10 protein-coding genes are annotated in these 15,693 nt (G+C 42.5%); 4 read left to right on the top strand and 6 right to left on the bottom strand.

The window, feature by feature from the left end; all coding sequences use genetic code 11:
• Positions 1-81 precede the first annotated feature (81 nt).
• Complete coding sequence (dnaX, locus tag CIK80_RS14420; protein ID WP_095570591.1) at positions 82-2,133, top strand: DNA polymerase III subunit gamma/tau; 2,052 nt, start codon at positions 82-84, stop codon at positions 2,131-2,133.
• 234 nt (positions 2,134-2,367) lie between these two features.
• Entirely contained in the window at positions 2,368-3,267 is a 900-nt protein-coding gene (locus tag CIK80_RS14425) for a LysR family transcriptional regulator (RefSeq protein ID WP_062844626.1), read from the top strand.
• 99 nt (positions 3,268-3,366) lie between these two features.
• Here CIK80_RS14425 and CIK80_RS14430 read toward each other — a convergent pair whose 3' ends face one another.
• The 4 genes from CIK80_RS14430 to CIK80_RS14445 all read right to left on the bottom strand — a co-directional run bounded on the left by CIK80_RS14430 (position 3,367) and on the right by CIK80_RS14445 (position 6,206).
• Positions 3,367-4,290, bottom strand: a complete 924-nt coding sequence (locus tag CIK80_RS14430; RefSeq protein ID WP_143516787.1) for an IS3 family transposase — start codon at positions 4,288-4,290, stop codon at positions 3,367-3,369.
• The gene (locus tag CIK80_RS14435) at positions 4,194-4,712 is read right to left on the bottom strand and encodes a helix-turn-helix domain-containing protein (RefSeq protein ID WP_095569412.1); all 519 of its coding nucleotides are present in this window, start codon (positions 4,710-4,712) and stop codon (positions 4,194-4,196) included. The genes CIK80_RS14430 and CIK80_RS14435 overlap by 97 nt, the downstream gene beginning before the upstream one ends.
• Positions 4,713-4,791: 79 nt before the next feature.
• Positions 4,792-5,973 (bottom strand): aspartate aminotransferase family protein, encoded by a 1,182-nt coding sequence (locus CIK80_RS14440; protein ID WP_062844625.1) that lies wholly within the window; start codon positions 5,971-5,973, stop codon positions 4,792-4,794.
• Between the two features lie 41 nt (positions 5,974-6,014).
• The gene (locus tag CIK80_RS14445; protein WP_095570592.1) at positions 6,015-6,206 is read right to left on the bottom strand and encodes a DNA gyrase inhibitor YacG; all 192 of its coding nucleotides are present in this window, start codon (positions 6,204-6,206) and stop codon (positions 6,015-6,017) included.
• Positions 6,207-6,403: 197 nt separating this feature from the next.
• Here CIK80_RS14445 and CIK80_RS14450 point away from each other — a divergent pair, with 197 nt between their 5' ends.
• Positions 6,404-7,081 carry an SAM-dependent methyltransferase gene (locus CIK80_RS14450; protein WP_095570593.1) on the top strand — a complete coding sequence of 226 codons (678 nt, stop codon included), beginning with the start codon at positions 6,404-6,406 and terminating at the stop codon, positions 7,079-7,081.
• A 139-nt stretch (positions 7,082-7,220) separates the two neighbouring features.
• On the opposite strand, the gene CIK80_RS14455 is transcribed toward CIK80_RS14450, so the two are convergent.
• Positions 7,221-8,615 (bottom strand): AarF/ABC1/UbiB kinase family protein, encoded by a 1,395-nt coding sequence (locus CIK80_RS14455; protein WP_095570594.1) that lies wholly within the window; start codon positions 8,613-8,615, stop codon positions 7,221-7,223.
• 410 nt (positions 8,616-9,025) lie between these two features.
• Complete coding sequence (gene purD, locus CIK80_RS14460) at positions 9,026-10,348, bottom strand: phosphoribosylamine--glycine ligase (protein WP_095570595.1); 1,323 nt, start codon at positions 10,346-10,348, stop codon at positions 9,026-9,028.
• A 476-nt stretch (positions 10,349-10,824) separates the two neighbouring features.
• On the opposite strand from purD, the gene CIK80_RS14465 reads away from it, so the two are divergent.
• Positions 10,825-15,660, top strand: coding sequence for an NAD-glutamate dehydrogenase (locus CIK80_RS14465; protein WP_095570596.1), 4,836 nt, complete (start codon positions 10,825-10,827; stop codon positions 15,658-15,660).
• Positions 15,661-15,693: the final 33 nt, after the last annotated feature.

Below are 15,693 nucleotides of genomic sequence, written 5' to 3' on the forward strand. Positions count from 1 at the left end.
ATGCGCTGGCTTTTTGCTATAATGAGCATTCAAAAATACATTTAAAACAAGAACATTCACTACTTGGCACAATGGATCGCTATGTCGCAGCAATATCAAGTTTTAGCGCGCAAATACCGTCCCAAAAACTTTCATGAGTTGATTGGACAAACGCATGTATCGCAAGCATTGATCAATGCAATTGATTATAACCGTCTGCACCATGCCTACTTATTCACGGGTACACGTGGGGTGGGTAAGACGACGATTGCGCGTATTTTGTCTAAATGCTTGAACTGTGATACTGGTATCACTAGTACACCTTGCGGTGTGTGTGATAATTGCGTGGCTATTGATCAAGGTCGTTTCATTGATCTTATTGAGATTGATGCTGCTTCCCGTACCAAAGTCGAAGACACTCGCGAACTATTAGACAATGTGCCTTACGCGCCAAGCCAAGGGCGTTACAAAGTTTATCTAATTGATGAAGTGCATATGCTATCGACGCATAGCTTTAATGCGTTACTGAAAACATTAGAAGAGCCGCCAGAGCATGTGAAATTTTTGCTCGCGACCACTGATCCACAAAAACTGCCAATTACGATTATCTCGCGCTGTTTGCAATTCGTGTTGCGTCCATTGCCGCAAACACTACTTAGCGAGCATCTGGCCAATATCCTTACCCAAGAGCATGTAAATTATACTCAACCAGCACTCTGGCAGCTAGCGAGTGCGGCGAAAGGGTCGGTACGTGATGCCTTATCATTGACAGATCAAGCCATTGCTTTTGGTCAAGGTGCGCTGGATGATGCTACTGTCAATGCGATGCTTGGTTTGATCGATGCCGCTGATTTGGTCAGTCTGATTACGGATATCTATAATCATGATAAGTCTGCTGTCGCCGCGCATATTGAACAGATGCGAGCACAGATGGTTGATGCTACTAGTATGTTTGATGGACTTGCAGAGTTACTCCATCAGTTGGCATTGACGCAGTTATTGCCTGAAGTTACTCTAAACGTGAACGAAGCGCAGGCACAAGATATCACTGCGCTTGCACAACATATCAGCCCAGATGTGTTGCAACTTTATTACGAGATCGTCGTACAAGCTCGCGAAGGTGTCAAGCTTGCCAGTACACCGATGCAGGCGCTTGAAATGTGCATCTTACGTTTATTGGCTTTTCGTCCGCTACCAGTAGATGAAGTATTAAAAAATACTTATGACAATAATGACGCTGCACAAAAAACATCTGCAATAGAAAATAGCACATCTATGCAGCCTCCACAGTTGGCATCAGTACCACCCTTACAGCCTTATGATGTTGATTATCAAGCGCAAGATAACGATACCGTACAAGATATTATTTATGATGACAACGAGTGGTTAGCCAATAGCGCTGAACCTGAACCAATCGTTGAACCTGAACCAATCGTTGAACCTGAACCAATCGTTGAACCTGAACCAATCGTTGAACCTGAACCAATCGTTGAATCTGAACCAATCGTTGAATCTGAACCAATTGCTGAGCCTGAACCAATTGCTGAGCTTGAACCAATTGCTGAACCTGAACCAATTGCTGAGCCTGCACCAATTGCTGAGCCTGCACCAATTGCTGAGCCTGCACCAATTGCTGAGCTTGCACCAATTGCTGAACCTGAACCAATTGCTGAACCTGAACCGATTGCTGATTCTCAAATAGCAACGCAGCCTGATGATCCTCGTACTTTGTTACGTTGTCCACCCCAAGAGTTAATAGGTGAGTGGACACCCGAAAAATGGGATTACTGGCTACAAACGGCTCGTGAAACTGAAGTACTAGCTCAGGATGAGTTGGCTTTGGCTCGTCAAGGTGTAGTAACAGGGTTATGTAATGGTAAAGCAACTTTTTTGACGAGTGTTGATAGTAGACATTTACAAGCGACTTTCCAGCAGTTAGCGCAAAAATTACAACAACAATTCCCTCAATTAGAGATTGATTTACAAATTGATGGCACCATTATGCAGGCTGATGACAAAACGCCTGAACGGCGCCAACAAAAACGTTTGGTGCAAGCCAAAACAGTGGCAGAATCAAAGCTGCTCAATACGCCAGTTATGAAGTATTTAACTGAGCGTGGTGAAGGAAAAATGGGTAAAGTTCAGTTGTATTAAACAGTCTTAAAACGTCCTATTAAAAAAATTTAAAAAGTATGTAAAGCTATTAGAAACAATTACTATATAAAATATCAAGGCGATGCTATTCTATCGCCTTGATATTTCTATTTTTATTGACTGTAAATAAAGCTGTTTAAATAAAAATAGCGTATTTTATAACAGTAAGAAAAATTAAAATTCGTTATAATGGTTAAGTTATATTAAAAATTAAGATGCAGCTTAGGTGAGAATATGTTAGATAATTTACGCGGTATGGCTGTGTTCGCCAGTGTGGTTGGACATGGCTCTTTTAGTGGCTCAGCTCGTGAGCTTGGTATTACGACAAGTGCGGTCAGTCAACAGATCCGTTCATTAGAAAATGAGCTGGGTGTGATATTATTGCATCGCTCAACTCGTAAGCTGAGTTTAACAGAAGCGGGTGAGAGTTTTTATGAAGCGGCAAAAGACGTGGTCAGTGCGGCTGAACAAGGTAGAATTAAAGTCAATCAGTTGCGTGATGAGTTAGCGGGTAGTCTGCGTGTGGCAACCACGCCTGAACTTGGTGTTAATCATATTTTGCCTGCTCTATCTACGTGGATGGCTGCACATGATGATTTAAGCATCACATATCTGGCGGATAACCATTACATCGATATGATTGATGAGCGCATTGATATTGCCATTCGCATGAGTCCTACAATCAATGATTCTACATTGAGTAGTCATCCATTGACTGACGTGCGTCAAATGCTTGTTGCCTCTCCACAATATCTGCGTCAAAACACTAAGCTGCAAACCCCAAAAGACTTAGCTGATCATCAGCTGATTTGTATTGAAATCATGAAGGATGCCAATCAAATCGATCTGATTCAAACAGAGACTGGCAAAAAAACCCGTACAAAACTAAATTCACGCATTTATACCAATAATGTTTTCATGGCAACCACATTGGCCAAGGAAGGTCATGGCTTGGTTAGAATGATGGAAATGGATATTAAGAAAGAGCTAGAAAGTGGAGAGCTGGTCGAAGTTTTGACTGGTTATCAATTACCAAGCTTTGTACTCTATGCGGTTACCTTAAACCGTGATCAGCAACCTGCTAAAATCACTCGTTGTTTAGAAGTGTTAAAAAAGTATTTTCATGCAAATTAAATTGATATCAGAGTAAGAATTAACCACTCATAAATGTTATAAAAAATCCTATAGATATAAACTATCTTGAACTGACCCCCGAAACTTGGACGGTTTAGTTTATATCAAGGACTGAGTTCTGTACTGCACAGGACTCAGTCCTTTTAGTTTCAGCTGAATACGATCATTATTGTAATAATGCATATACTCATGAATCTGTTGTTCTAACTGCTCGATGGATTGAGGCTTATCAATATAAATGGTCTCACACTTTAATGTACCGAAGAACCCCTCCATGAGCGCATTATCCAAGCAGTTGCCTTTTCTGCTCATGCTTTGCTTGATACCATGCTGTTTTAGCACCTGTGCAAACGGCTGCATTTGATAATGCCAACCTTGATCAGAATGTAGCATGAGTGTCTTATCCCGACACGCTTTCGTCTTTGCTAAAGCACGACCTAGCATATTGCTTACTAAGTCATAAGTCGGGCGCTTTGAGATTGTATAACTGACAATCTCATTGTTATAACAATCAAGTATGGGTGATAGATACAGCTTATCATCACCCACCTTAAACTCAGTAATGTCGGTGAGCCAGCGCTTATTTGGTTTATCTGCATGAAACTGGCGCTTTAAATAGTTCTTCGCAATCTTACCTTGTATGCCCTTATAAGAGCGGTACCTTTGTCTTCGAATTCGCGCACTCAAGTTTAAACAACGCATAAGCTTAGCAATGAGTTTATGATTGTGATGACCATCTAACTGCTTTAGTGCGGCCGTGACTCTACGATAGCCATACCTACCTTTATGCTGATGGTACAACTCAGTAATACGCTGTTTTAAGTCTGCATATTTGTCTTTAACATCAAACTGACACCTATGGTAGTAAAAGACACTCTTGGCCATCTTAGCAATGTCTAGCAAAGTAGATAAAGGGTGTTCTTGCCTCAATGCTTCAATGAGCCTTGCTTTTTGCCTGCTTGTTCCTCTGCTTTGAGCAAGGCATCGAGCTTTTTTAGGTAGGCAACCTCCGCACGTAGGTATTCATTCTCACGCTTTAATTCTGCTAAGGTTTTCTCATCATCAGGTTTGTCTGTCATAAAGGGTTTATTCATGGCGGCTCTACCTTTAGGTTTGGATATGAGTCCAGATATACCATGAAAACGATACGCTTTGTGCCAGTGACTGATGAGCGCAGGTGAGCTGATGTTAAATGTCAGTGCAACTCCAGATTGACTTAAGCCTTGCTCTAACATGACTGTGAGTACTTTAAGTTTAAACTCACTGCTGTATTTGGCCTTACTTGTCTTTGGCTTGATCGCTTCTATACCACCGCTTTGGTATTGCTGAACCCATTTATGTACAAACTTTGCATTCACGGCAAACACCTTACCAGTCGCAGGTCCGGTATGTCCTTGCCGATAGTATGCGATGACTTGCATCTTAAAGTCTAGATCGTAACGCATAAAAATACCCCATAAGTTGTGTCCAACTTATGGGGGTCGGTTCATCTATAGGATTTTTTATAATACAAACTGATGAGTTTTAAAAACTTGGCTTTAGCAGTTTAATCAAACGTTCAGCCACCTGTGTGCTCTCGTCACGATTCATATTGAGCGGCGGTAATAAACGTATAACATGACCACCAGTAACGTTAATAATCATTTTTTGCTCATCACGTGCACGATCCACTAGTTGGCTACAGTCCATATTGTCGGGCATCGAAATACCAATCATCATACCAGCACCGCGACTATTCACGCCATGTTGACCTAATGCATCGACTACAGTCTCTCGAATAAATAGCCCCTCTTTGACAGCATTTTCCATAATGTCACTGTTTGCTAAGACTTCATAGACGCTGTGTACAACGCGACTTGCCAGTGGCGTACCACCATAAGTAGACCCATGACTACCAGCACCAAACAACCCATTAGCACGGCCACGTACCATACAGGCACCAACTGGGAACCCATTACCTAAGCCTTTAGCTGTGGTTAATACATCGGGACGCGCATTACTGTGTTGATAAGCAAAGTACTTGCCAGTACGTCCATTGCCTGTTTGAACCTCATCCAGCATAAATAACCAATTATGTGCCTCACACTCTGCTTGTAACTCTTCAAGATAAGCAAAACCATTGGCAGCTGTATTAAGACCACCTTCGCCTTGAATCGGCTCTACAAAGATGGCACAGATATCATCATGGTCTTGGGCTGCTTGTTTAATCGCATTAATGTCTCCAAATGGCACACGAATAAAGTCTTCATCTAGCGTATAAAAACCTTCACGTGCTTTTGGATTGGCTGTGGCTGACAATGACAATAGGGTACGACCGTGGAATGACTGCTCCATAACGATGACTTTAGGACGTTTAAAGCCTTGCTTGTGTGCATATAAACGAGCAAGTTTTAAGGCAGCTTCATTTGCTTCAGCGCCGCTGTTGGCAAAGAAGACGCTGTCCATTTGAGCAGCAGTACATAGGATCTCGCCTGCACGCTCCTGCCAATCGATGCCAAATAAGTTGCTAGTATGTACTAAGGTGGCAGCTTGTTGTTGGATAGCATCAGTTACCTGCGGATGGCAATGACCCAATCCGCATACAGCAATGCCCGTCAGTGCATCTAGATAAGGGGTATCATCTTTGGTATATAGCCAACTGCCTGAACCACGAGTAAAGCTGATTGGTTGACGGTTATAAGTAGGCATCAGGTAAGTTGCAGGCATATAAAACATCCTTGAAGTAATAGAGTGATTAAAAAGACTGGTTATAATTCGTCAGAGAACGGCGTCGTTTCAGCGGGTAAAGTATAGTCTTCATTTGCCCAAGCGCCTAAGTCAAGGAGCTTGCATCGACTACTACAAAACGGCTTATATTTATTGTCTTGCCATGCCGTCTGAGTGCCACAGCGTGGGCAAGGATAGGTCTTGGGTGAAGTATTGGGAGTAGAATCAGACATAATAAGAGAGAAGGTATCCTTGAGATTAATGGTGTGAGTGCAGCCATATAAAATAGGGCAACAAATATTGCCCATGCTGGTCTAAATCGCATTGATAAATGGGCACACACCGTTGTTATATTACTATTCAGTTGGATTGGCTATATAATAGCATGCGACCGAATAATGGCAAAAGACAAATAATTTAAGGACAGTAGATGACTGATAATATCGAGCTTACGCATCACCAATCACGCGCATTTCAACCGGAAAAGCTCTCACCACCACGCAATTTTATCATTCCAAATATAGTCATAGAAAATAAAAACAATTTGCCCTTACTGTTAGAGATTGGCGCAGGGAAGGGCAAGCATGCTTTGGACTTTGTATCACAAAACCCTGATAAGCACTTGGTTGCGATTGAGCGCACACGCAACAAATTTGATGCCTTCGCTAAACTAACAGCATTGCAAAATGCCCCTAATCTAGATGCCATACATGCTGATGCGATTGCTTGGATTGTTCATGCCATCGCACCGAGTAGTGTAGCAAAAATCTTTATTCTCTATCCCAATCCTGAACAGCATAATCCCAATCAGCAGTGGCTGAACATGCCTTTTTTTGAGTTTTTATTGTCACGTTTACGAGATAATGGGGAAGTAGTATTAGTGACCAATATCGAGTCATATATGGACAATGCTGCGAAGCGAGCAACTGAGATTTGGTGCTTACCAAATACGCGTTATCAAGTCCCCATAGACAGTCAACGCACGCATTTTGAAGTCAAGTATTTGGCAAGGGGTGAGACTTGTTGGGAGCTTAGCATGCGTAAGCCACAAGGTTATAAAACCAGATTTGATAATTGGCAAGCGGATTGTAGAGGCACCAAAAAATAGCCTAAGCAATAAAATGATCAAAACTACGACAGCCAAAAATTTGAAATACATAAAAATATAAAATAGCCTAAGCAGATATAGATAAAACAGAAAAAAACCGCCACAAAAAAGGCGGTCCAAAATTCACCTTCAATTAAGATTATAAATAAGGTCTTACCAATTTATTAGAGTCAGTATAAGAGTTTAACACTGTCAATAAAGTATAGGCGCCAATAAATTTCCGACTAATGAACATAAACTCTTTCGGAGGAAGATTAAATTCAAAAGATCGCATCGCACGCGTAGCAGCGGTTGATAGGCGAGAATGCAGCTTACTATTTGCCCAAATATAACGGCCTTTCTCATCTAAACGATCACTAGGAATATCAGGATTTGTTGCAGGATTACTAAAAGGTTCTGTCGCAAGCAAAAATAAAGAGGCAACATCAGAGCGTACCTTATTACTCATACTATCGAAAAAATCGTATCCCGTCATTGCTAGTACCATGGCATCATGATCATGATGATAACCAGCCTTTAATAACCCATGAGCAATGGTCAATAAGTTCTCATCAAACTGACGAATAGCACCAAAATCTAATAATACTAATTTATCAGGCTCTCCTTCATTATCACCGACCCGAACCAAATAGTTGCCAAAATTTGGATCTGTTTGCATCTCTCCCCACACAAAAATTTCTTGCATCATAATTTCAATGGCAGCCTGACCAATAGCACTACGACGTTCATGCGACAATTGCTGCAAAACGTCAGATACAACTGAAACACCTGGCTCATAAGACATGCACAACAAGCGTTTTTTTGAGTATTCACGATTAATCTTTGGAACAACGTAGCGCGGATCATTGCTTAAACGATCGTAAAAACGCTCAGTCGTTACGGCTTCTGCTTCGTAATCCACTTCATGATGTAATAAGTCGCGTATTTCTTCAAACCAAGCATCTAGTGAGCGAGTCTGCGGGACGATATTGCTTACTTTTAACAGTCGTTTGAATAAAGCAAGATCTGAATTGATAGCATCTGCCACACCAGGATATTGAATTTTTAATACGACTTGCTCCCCTGTAGTAATGACAGTAGCGCGATGGACTTGTGCGAGGGAAGCAGTACCAATTGGTACAGGGTCAATATCAAGCTCATTTAATCTTTCACCCAACAAATCACGTAACGTAAGCTCAATCGTTGGCCATGACAATGTCGCTGTATCATCATTTAACGTTTGCAGAGCACGTGTAATCTCAGGCGGTAGAATATGCTCTCCATAAATGGCAAGCATTTGACCTATTTTAACAACAGAGCCTTTCAACTTACCCAGTTCAGCTGCCAAATAGTTCGCCTGCGTTTCCATAAATGCTTGGTTACGCGCTGTACGGGCTTCTTTATTTAAAAACATGCCAGACACACTATTACCCGCCCATCGACGACCAATATTTAAGGAAGTTTTGGCAATCGACATCCGACGCTCAAATCCTGAGGTTTTTAAGTTATCGATTGATTGTTTATTGCTAAAAGGTTTAGACGTATCATTTGACATAAATATAATCATTCATCCAGTTGCTATTGATGTGCGGGTTCGAAACCTACAATACAAGGGAGATGTGATGCACAGATACGAAATTGTATCATAGAAAGCCCATGTATTTGATGAGCCTTGGTAAGGTGCTGACAGTTACTTTGTAAGCCATAGAGTATTTATAAACTTAAGTAAATAACTAAGAATTAATGGGAAGACTCAATAAAATATATCGTTAAATCTATATCGTACGATAGTATTTATCTCTCACACAAAAGTAAGGCGTGAATGGTAAGTAGGTTAGATACATAGCAATATCAAAAAATAAGACCTAGCACTAAGCTAGGTCAAATACTACGAAAAAAAATGATTCAGACAACGACATTAAGCAAAAAAGAAGAGGTTCACTCGGTTTACTTGATCGTCAAATTTTAAGCATTTTCACGAGTAATGGCATGATGACCAATGTCACGGCGATATTGTGCACCATCAAAACTAATCGCACCTGTGACTGCCAGTGCAGCTTGTTGAGCATCAGAAATAGTATTAGCCAATGCGGTCACACATAGTACACGTCCGCCATTGGTTAACACTTCTTTCTTAGCAGCTGCTTCATCGCTATTAGAAAACGCAGTGCCAGCATGGAAGACTTTAACAGTATTGTCATCTTCGGTGTTCAGTTCTGGCAAGCCAGCAATCACGTCACCCTTTGATGATGTTTCAGGATATCCTTTTGAGGCAACAACGATACCTAGGGCAGGGCGTGTATCCCATTTTGCTTCATTTGGTAATTGACCTTCTAATCCTTGTGCGACCAAATCTACCATCGAAGATTTCAGACGCATTAAGATTGGCTGTGTTTCTGGATCACCAAAACGGCAGTTAAATTCTATGACATAAGGATCGCCTGACTGATCAATCATGAGGCCAGCATACAAAAAACCAGTATAAGGATGACCTGCATCTTTCATCGCATCAACGACAGGTTGGATAACTTGTTTCATTACCTTATCGTGAACTTCTTGCGTTACGACTGGTGCAGGAGAATAAGCACCCATACCACCTGTGTTCGGCCCTGTATCCCCTTCAAAAGCACGTTTGTGATCTTGACTGGTTGCCATTGGCAAAATATTATCACCGTCTATCATACAAATAAAGCTGGCTTCTTCACCTTGTAAAAACTGCTCAATAACCACCCGACTGCCAGCATCGCCAAATTTATTGTCTGCGAGCATATCGTCAATGGCTTCATGAGCTTGTTCAATCGTTTCTGCAACGATGACGCCTTTACCAGCCGCCAGTCCATCCGCTTTGATAACGATTGGTGCGCCTTGCTCATCAATATAAGCTTTGGCATCGGTAGCATCGGTAAACCCTTGATAAGCCGCGGTAGGAATGTTGTTCTTTTCCATAAACTCTTTGGCAAAGGTTTTTGACCCTTCTAGCTGGGCACAATATGCCGTCGGGCCCCAAGCTTTGATACCTGCTTCACGGCAAGCATCGATGATGCCTGTGACCAAAGGTGCTTCTGGTCCAACGATGACCATATCAATGGCATTATTTTGGCAAAACTCTATAACGGCACTATGATCATTAGCTTCAGTAGATGCTAAGACAACGTTTTGGCATTTAAGTTCAAGCGCAGTACCCGCATTACCAGGTGCGACGTAGATATTTTCTACGTTCTCATCTTTGGCACACTGCCATGCTAGTGCGTGTTCACGACCACCTGAACCGATCACCAAAATATTCATCATACATCCTACCCTTAGCATCAAAGTTAATTTAGCATCAAAGTTAATAGTGAGTGAGTCACACACTCTTAAATACGCTGGTGTATTCTAACAAAAAACCCGCAACAATTACTATGAGTATCCACTTGCCAGCATGAATCATCGATAAGTCAATATCCTATCCCATGAGTAAATGTTATTGGAATGTTGCTGATTCATGAAATGATGTTGTACCCTTTAGCTAACGGCCTAGGTGCGTTAAACTTCACTAGATTAATAGTATTGAATCCGAACTGCCATATATTCTCAAAATATAAGAGTAAAAAGAGGAGAAAGACCAAAAAAATTAAGAAAAAATAGAATATGCTGCGGAAATGGATATACTACTGCGCTTCATAAAGAATAGTGCTTATATTCTTATGGTGATGGTAGTCAGTACAGATTAATAAATCAGATAAATAAATGCTAAACCAAACCTGTAAAAAAGGACGAAGGACATGCCAAACTCTCTCAGTATCGCAAAAGAGCGCATCAGCCAGATAAGCGATATTGCTACCAGTTATGTACAAAAAGACAAATCATTATTCGACCATTTTGTTCATAGTTATTATCAGCCGTTGCATCAAGAGGCAGCGAAGACTGTTAGTAATGCTGATTTGGCCGGGATGGCACTGCATCACTTTACGCTACTCAAAGCCTATGATGGCAGCAAGCCGCAACTGACTGTAATCAATCCAAAGGCAGAAGAGCAGCATTTTCATAGCTCACACACGGTTATCCAAATTGTGGCTTATGATAGACCTTTCTTAGTCGACACTATCTTAATGAGCCTTGAGGCAGAAGGCATCGATGTTCATCGTACGTACAATATTATTGTTAGCGTGCAGCGTGATGACGATGGACAAATCACTCACGTTGAAGGCGCGCATGAAAGTGCGACTTCTCATTTGTCTTTGATTCACTGTGAAATTGCTTATCAAGACAACAAAGATTTGGCCGCATTACAGCAAATGCTGCTGACCAAAATTGATACTTTGGATACTGTCGTCGGCGATTGGAAGCAAATGCGTTCGCAGCTGATGAATATCAAGGCTGAATTGGCCAACAAACCGTTGCCAGAAGTCTTTTATTCACAGCAAGAGATACAAGCATTTTTAGATTGGATCTTAGACGATCATTTCATATTCTTAGGGTACCGTGAATACCGTTTAGAAGGTGGCCAAGCGATCGAAGTCAATTCAGAACCGAGTGACTTGGATTTGTTTGCAATCGGCAATAGCGGTCTTGGGTTATTACGCGGGGCTGAAGAAGACAAGTTGTCAGAAAGCTTTAGCCAACTGCCTAAAGTATTAAAGCAGCTACTGACGGAACCACGTGTCTTGATGTTGTCTAAATCAAGCCGTGTATCGCCTATACACCGTTCTGTATATATGGACTTTTTGGGTATCCATAAGTTTGATGACAATGGCAAGCTGGTCGGTGAATATCGCTTTGTGGGTTTATTGACGTCACAAGCCTATCAACTTACCGTACAGCAAATACCGCTATTACGTGAAAAAGCCAACAAAATCATGAAAATGGCAGAATTACCACGTGATGGACATGCACACCATAAATTGATGCACGTTATCAATACCTTGCCTCGTGATGACTTATTTCAGGCTGGCGTTGAAGAGCTGTATCCGATTGTGTCTGGTATCAGTCAATTACAAGACAAAAAGAGTCTGCGCCTGTTCAGCCGCATCGATCATTATCAGCGCTTTGTCTCATGCTTGGTCTACATCCCACGTGATAAGTTCAACACTGAGCTGCGTATCAAAGTACAAAACGTCTTAAAAGAAGCTTACGGCGGCACATCATCGGGCTTTACCACTGAGTTCAATGAGTCTGCGCATGCCCGCGTTCATGTACACGTTCGTACCGTACCCGGTCAGGTAAATGACGTCAATACTGAAGTGCTTGAAGCCAAGCTATCTGCATTGATGCAATCATGGAATGACAGCTATCAAAAAATGCTGCTTGATAATGTGGGCGAGCAGCAAGCCAATGCGTTGAACCGTCGCTTCTTAAACTACATACCAGCGGCTTATCAAGAGCGTTTTGATGCCCGTACTGCCGTTGAGGACACCAAACGCTTGGCAGGATTGACAGCAGAGCAGCCAATGATCTGGCATCTGTACCAATCAACGGGCGACGCAAGCAACCAGTTGCATCTAAAGCTGTATGGTCGTGAGCAACCTGTCATTTTGTCAAAAGTATTACCAATTCTTGAAAACTTCGGTGTGTCCGTCATTTCAGCACAGACTTATGAATTTGACTTACCAGAGCAGCCTATTTGGATGCAAGAATACGAGTTGACACTAGAGCACGTTGATACCGTCAATATGCAAGTGGTACGCGGTCAATTTGAAGACAGTCTCAAGCAGATTTGGGCAGGACAGGTCGAAAGCGATTCGTTTAACGAGTTGGTACTAATTACCAATCTTGATACTTATGATGTGGTCTTATTACGTGCCTTGGCGCGTTACATGATGCAAGCACGCGCACCATTCTCCAGTACTTATATTCAGCAAACGGTTGTCAAAAATAGCGACATTAGCGTGGCATTGAGCAATCTGTTTGATGCTCGTATGAATCCTAAGTATAGCGATGAGGCACGTGCAGAGAAAACCTCTCAGATTCAAGAAAAAATCAATGCAGCGCTTGCCGATGTCGATAGCTTAGATGAAGATCGCATTTTGCGTTGGTACTTAGACTTAATCAATGCGATGGTTCGTACCAACTTCTATCAAACAGATGCGAATGGTCAGCGCAAAGATCGTCTGTCATTTAAGTTTTTGGCAGCTGCCATTCCTAATCTGCCACTACCAAAACCAATGTTTGAGATATTCGTTTACTCACCACGTGTTGAAGCGGTGCATTTACGCGGTGGAAAAGTGGCTCGCGGTGGTCTACGCTGGTCCGATCGTATGGAAGACTTCCGTACCGAAGTACTGGGTCTGGTCAAAGCACAGATGGTTAAAAACGCAGTCATTGTGCCTGTTGGCTCAAAAGGCGGCTTTATTGTCAAAACCAAAACCATGGCAGATGGCCGTGAAGCGTTTCAAGCTGAAGGTATTGCCTGCTATCAGACGTTTTTACGCGGTATGCTCGATATCACAGACAACATTGTCGATGGGCACATTGTCGCGCCAGCCAACACCGTGCGTCATGATGAAGATGACCCGTATCTGGTCGTTGCTGCGGATAAAGGGACAGCAACTTTCTCAGATATCGCTAATGCGTTAGCTGCTGAATATAACTTCTGGCTTGATGATGCCTTTGCTTCTGGTGGTTCAGTAGGCTATGACCATAAAGCGATGGGTATCACTGCTCGCGGTGGTTGGGAGTCGGTCAAGCGCCACTTCCGTATGCGCGGTATGGACATTCAGAATCGTGATGACTTTACCGTGATTGGTATCGGTGATATGAGTGGCGACGTATTTGGTAATGGTATGCTATTGTCAACTCATACGAAGTTGGTGGCAGCATTTAACCACTTGCATATCTTTATTGATCCGAATCCAGACACAGCCGCTTCTTATGCAGAACGTGCTCGTCTGTTTGAGCTGCCACGCTCGTCGTGGGAAGATTATGAGCAATCATTAATCAGTCAAGGCGGTGGTATATTCTCACGTCAAGACAAAACCATCGCTATCAGTCCAGAGATGAAAGCTGTTTTTGACATCAGTGAGGACAGCCTAACGCCTAATGATTTGATCAGTGCATTACTACGAGCACCCGTTGATCTGATTTGGAACGGTGGTATCGGTACTTATGTTAAAAGCGCCAATGAAACGCATGCGGATGTTGGTGACCGTGCCAATGATGCGCTGCGTATCAATGGTAACGAGCTACGTGCTGCCATCGTTGGTGAAGGTGGCAACCTAGGTTTTACTCAGCAAGGGCGTATCGAATACGCACAAACAGGTGGCCGCATTTATACCGATGCGATTGATAACTCAGGCGGTGTAAACTGCTCGGATCACGAAGTCAATATCAAAATCTTGCTCGGTAAAGTGGTTGAGCAAGGCGATATGACGTTGAAGCAACGTAATGAGCTGTTAGAAAGCATGACAGATACCGTGGCAGAGCTGGTACTGCGCCAAAATTATTTGCAGCCGCAAGCAATTGAGCTAAGTCAGCTTCAAGCCTCGGCAAACTTAAGCGAACATCAACGCTTCATTCAGATGTTAGAGGGTGAAGGTCGTCTGGATCGTGCCATCGAATATTTGCCATCGGATGAAGAAATTGCTAAGCGTCAAAAAGCAGATACTGGCCTAACCAATCCTGAGTTGGCGGTCATCATGGCTTATGGCAAAATGTGGGTTTATGACAACTTGTTATTGTCTGATTTGCCAGATGACCCGTACTTCATCAATGAGCTACGCAAGTACTTCCCTGATGAATTGGCAGAACGCTTCTTTGATGAGATGACGAAGCATCGCTTGCATCGTGAGATTATCAGTACTTATTTGACGAATAGTGTCGTCAACCGTTTGGGTATTGAAGCCTTGTTCCGCCTTTATGAGGAAACAGATCAGTCATTGGCCACCATTATTCGTGGTTATGCGATTACTCGTGATGTCTTTAATGTGTCTAAAGCATGGAAAACGCTTGAAGATCTAGACAATCAAGCGGATGCTAAATTGCTACTCACCCTTGAGCTGCGTCTGCGTGATGCGCTTGAGCGCGGCGTGGTGTGGTTTATCAATGCCTTTGGTCAAGATTTGCAAGTCACGGACATGATTAGCCGCTTTAGCAATAGCGTGGAAAAACTCACCAAATCAGGTGGCTTCATTGAGCAGCAATTTGCCCAGTATCTAGAAGAAGATACCACAAGCTTGATGCAGGATGATCTATCCAATAGCGATGCCACCTTGTTTGCCATGCTGCCATATCATGTTGATGCACTGGATGCCGCACTTTTGGCTGAACAATATGGTCGACCTGTTGATGAGATTGCCACATTATACTTCGAAGCCTATCAAGTGTTGCAACTCGATTGGATGATGGATAACATCGCTGATTTACCGCAGCAAGGTTATTGGGATCGCCGTGCCCGCCATGCACTAGTGAATGAGCTGACACGTAGCTTACGCTTACTGATGGATGCGGTATTGTCAAAACCAGATGCTAAGCAAGCGTTTGGTGAGTGGCGCTCACGTCATTTAGATAGCTTAGCGTCTATAGAGTCAGAGATGAACAAGCTTGATAGTAATGAAGACAGCAAAGTCAGTCTATCGACGCTTTCTGTACTCATGAGCGAGATTAGTGGTTTAGTGAGCAAATAAAATAGTTGTTTCATAAAAAACCACCGTTAGCGT

It is taken from the genome of Psychrobacter sp. JB193, assembly GCF_002285555.1.
Classification (GTDB): domain Bacteria; phylum Pseudomonadota; class Gammaproteobacteria; order Pseudomonadales; family Moraxellaceae; genus Psychrobacter; species Psychrobacter alimentarius.

Excerpts from the sequence above, each read along its gene's own strand:
- dnaX (WP_095570591.1), top strand. The coding sequence starts at position 82 with ATGTCGCAGCAATATCAAGTTTTAGCGCGCAAATACCGTCCCAAAAAC.
- CIK80_RS14425 (WP_062844626.1), top strand. The coding sequence starts at position 2,368 with ATGTTAGATAATTTACGCGGTATGGCTGTGTTCGCCAGTGTGGTTGGA.
- CIK80_RS14435 (WP_095569412.1), bottom strand. The coding sequence starts at position 4,712 with ATGCGTTACGATCTAGACTTTAAGATGCAAGTCATCGCATACTATCGG.
- CIK80_RS14440 (WP_062844625.1), bottom strand. The coding sequence starts at position 5,973 with ATGCCTGCAACTTACCTGATGCCTACTTATAACCGTCAACCAATCAGC.
- CIK80_RS14445 (WP_095570592.1), bottom strand. The coding sequence starts at position 6,206 with ATGTCTGATTCTACTCCCAATACTTCACCCAAGACCTATCCTTGCCCA.
- CIK80_RS14450 (WP_095570593.1), top strand. The coding sequence starts at position 6,404 with ATGACTGATAATATCGAGCTTACGCATCACCAATCACGCGCATTTCAA.
- CIK80_RS14455 (WP_095570594.1), bottom strand. The coding sequence starts at position 8,615 with ATGTCAAATGATACGTCTAAACCTTTTAGCAATAAACAATCAATCGAT.
- purD (WP_095570595.1), bottom strand. The coding sequence starts at position 10,348 with ATGAATATTTTGGTGATCGGTTCAGGTGGTCGTGAACACGCACTAGCA.
- CIK80_RS14465 (WP_095570596.1), top strand. The coding sequence starts at position 10,825 with ATGCCAAACTCTCTCAGTATCGCAAAAGAGCGCATCAGCCAGATAAGC.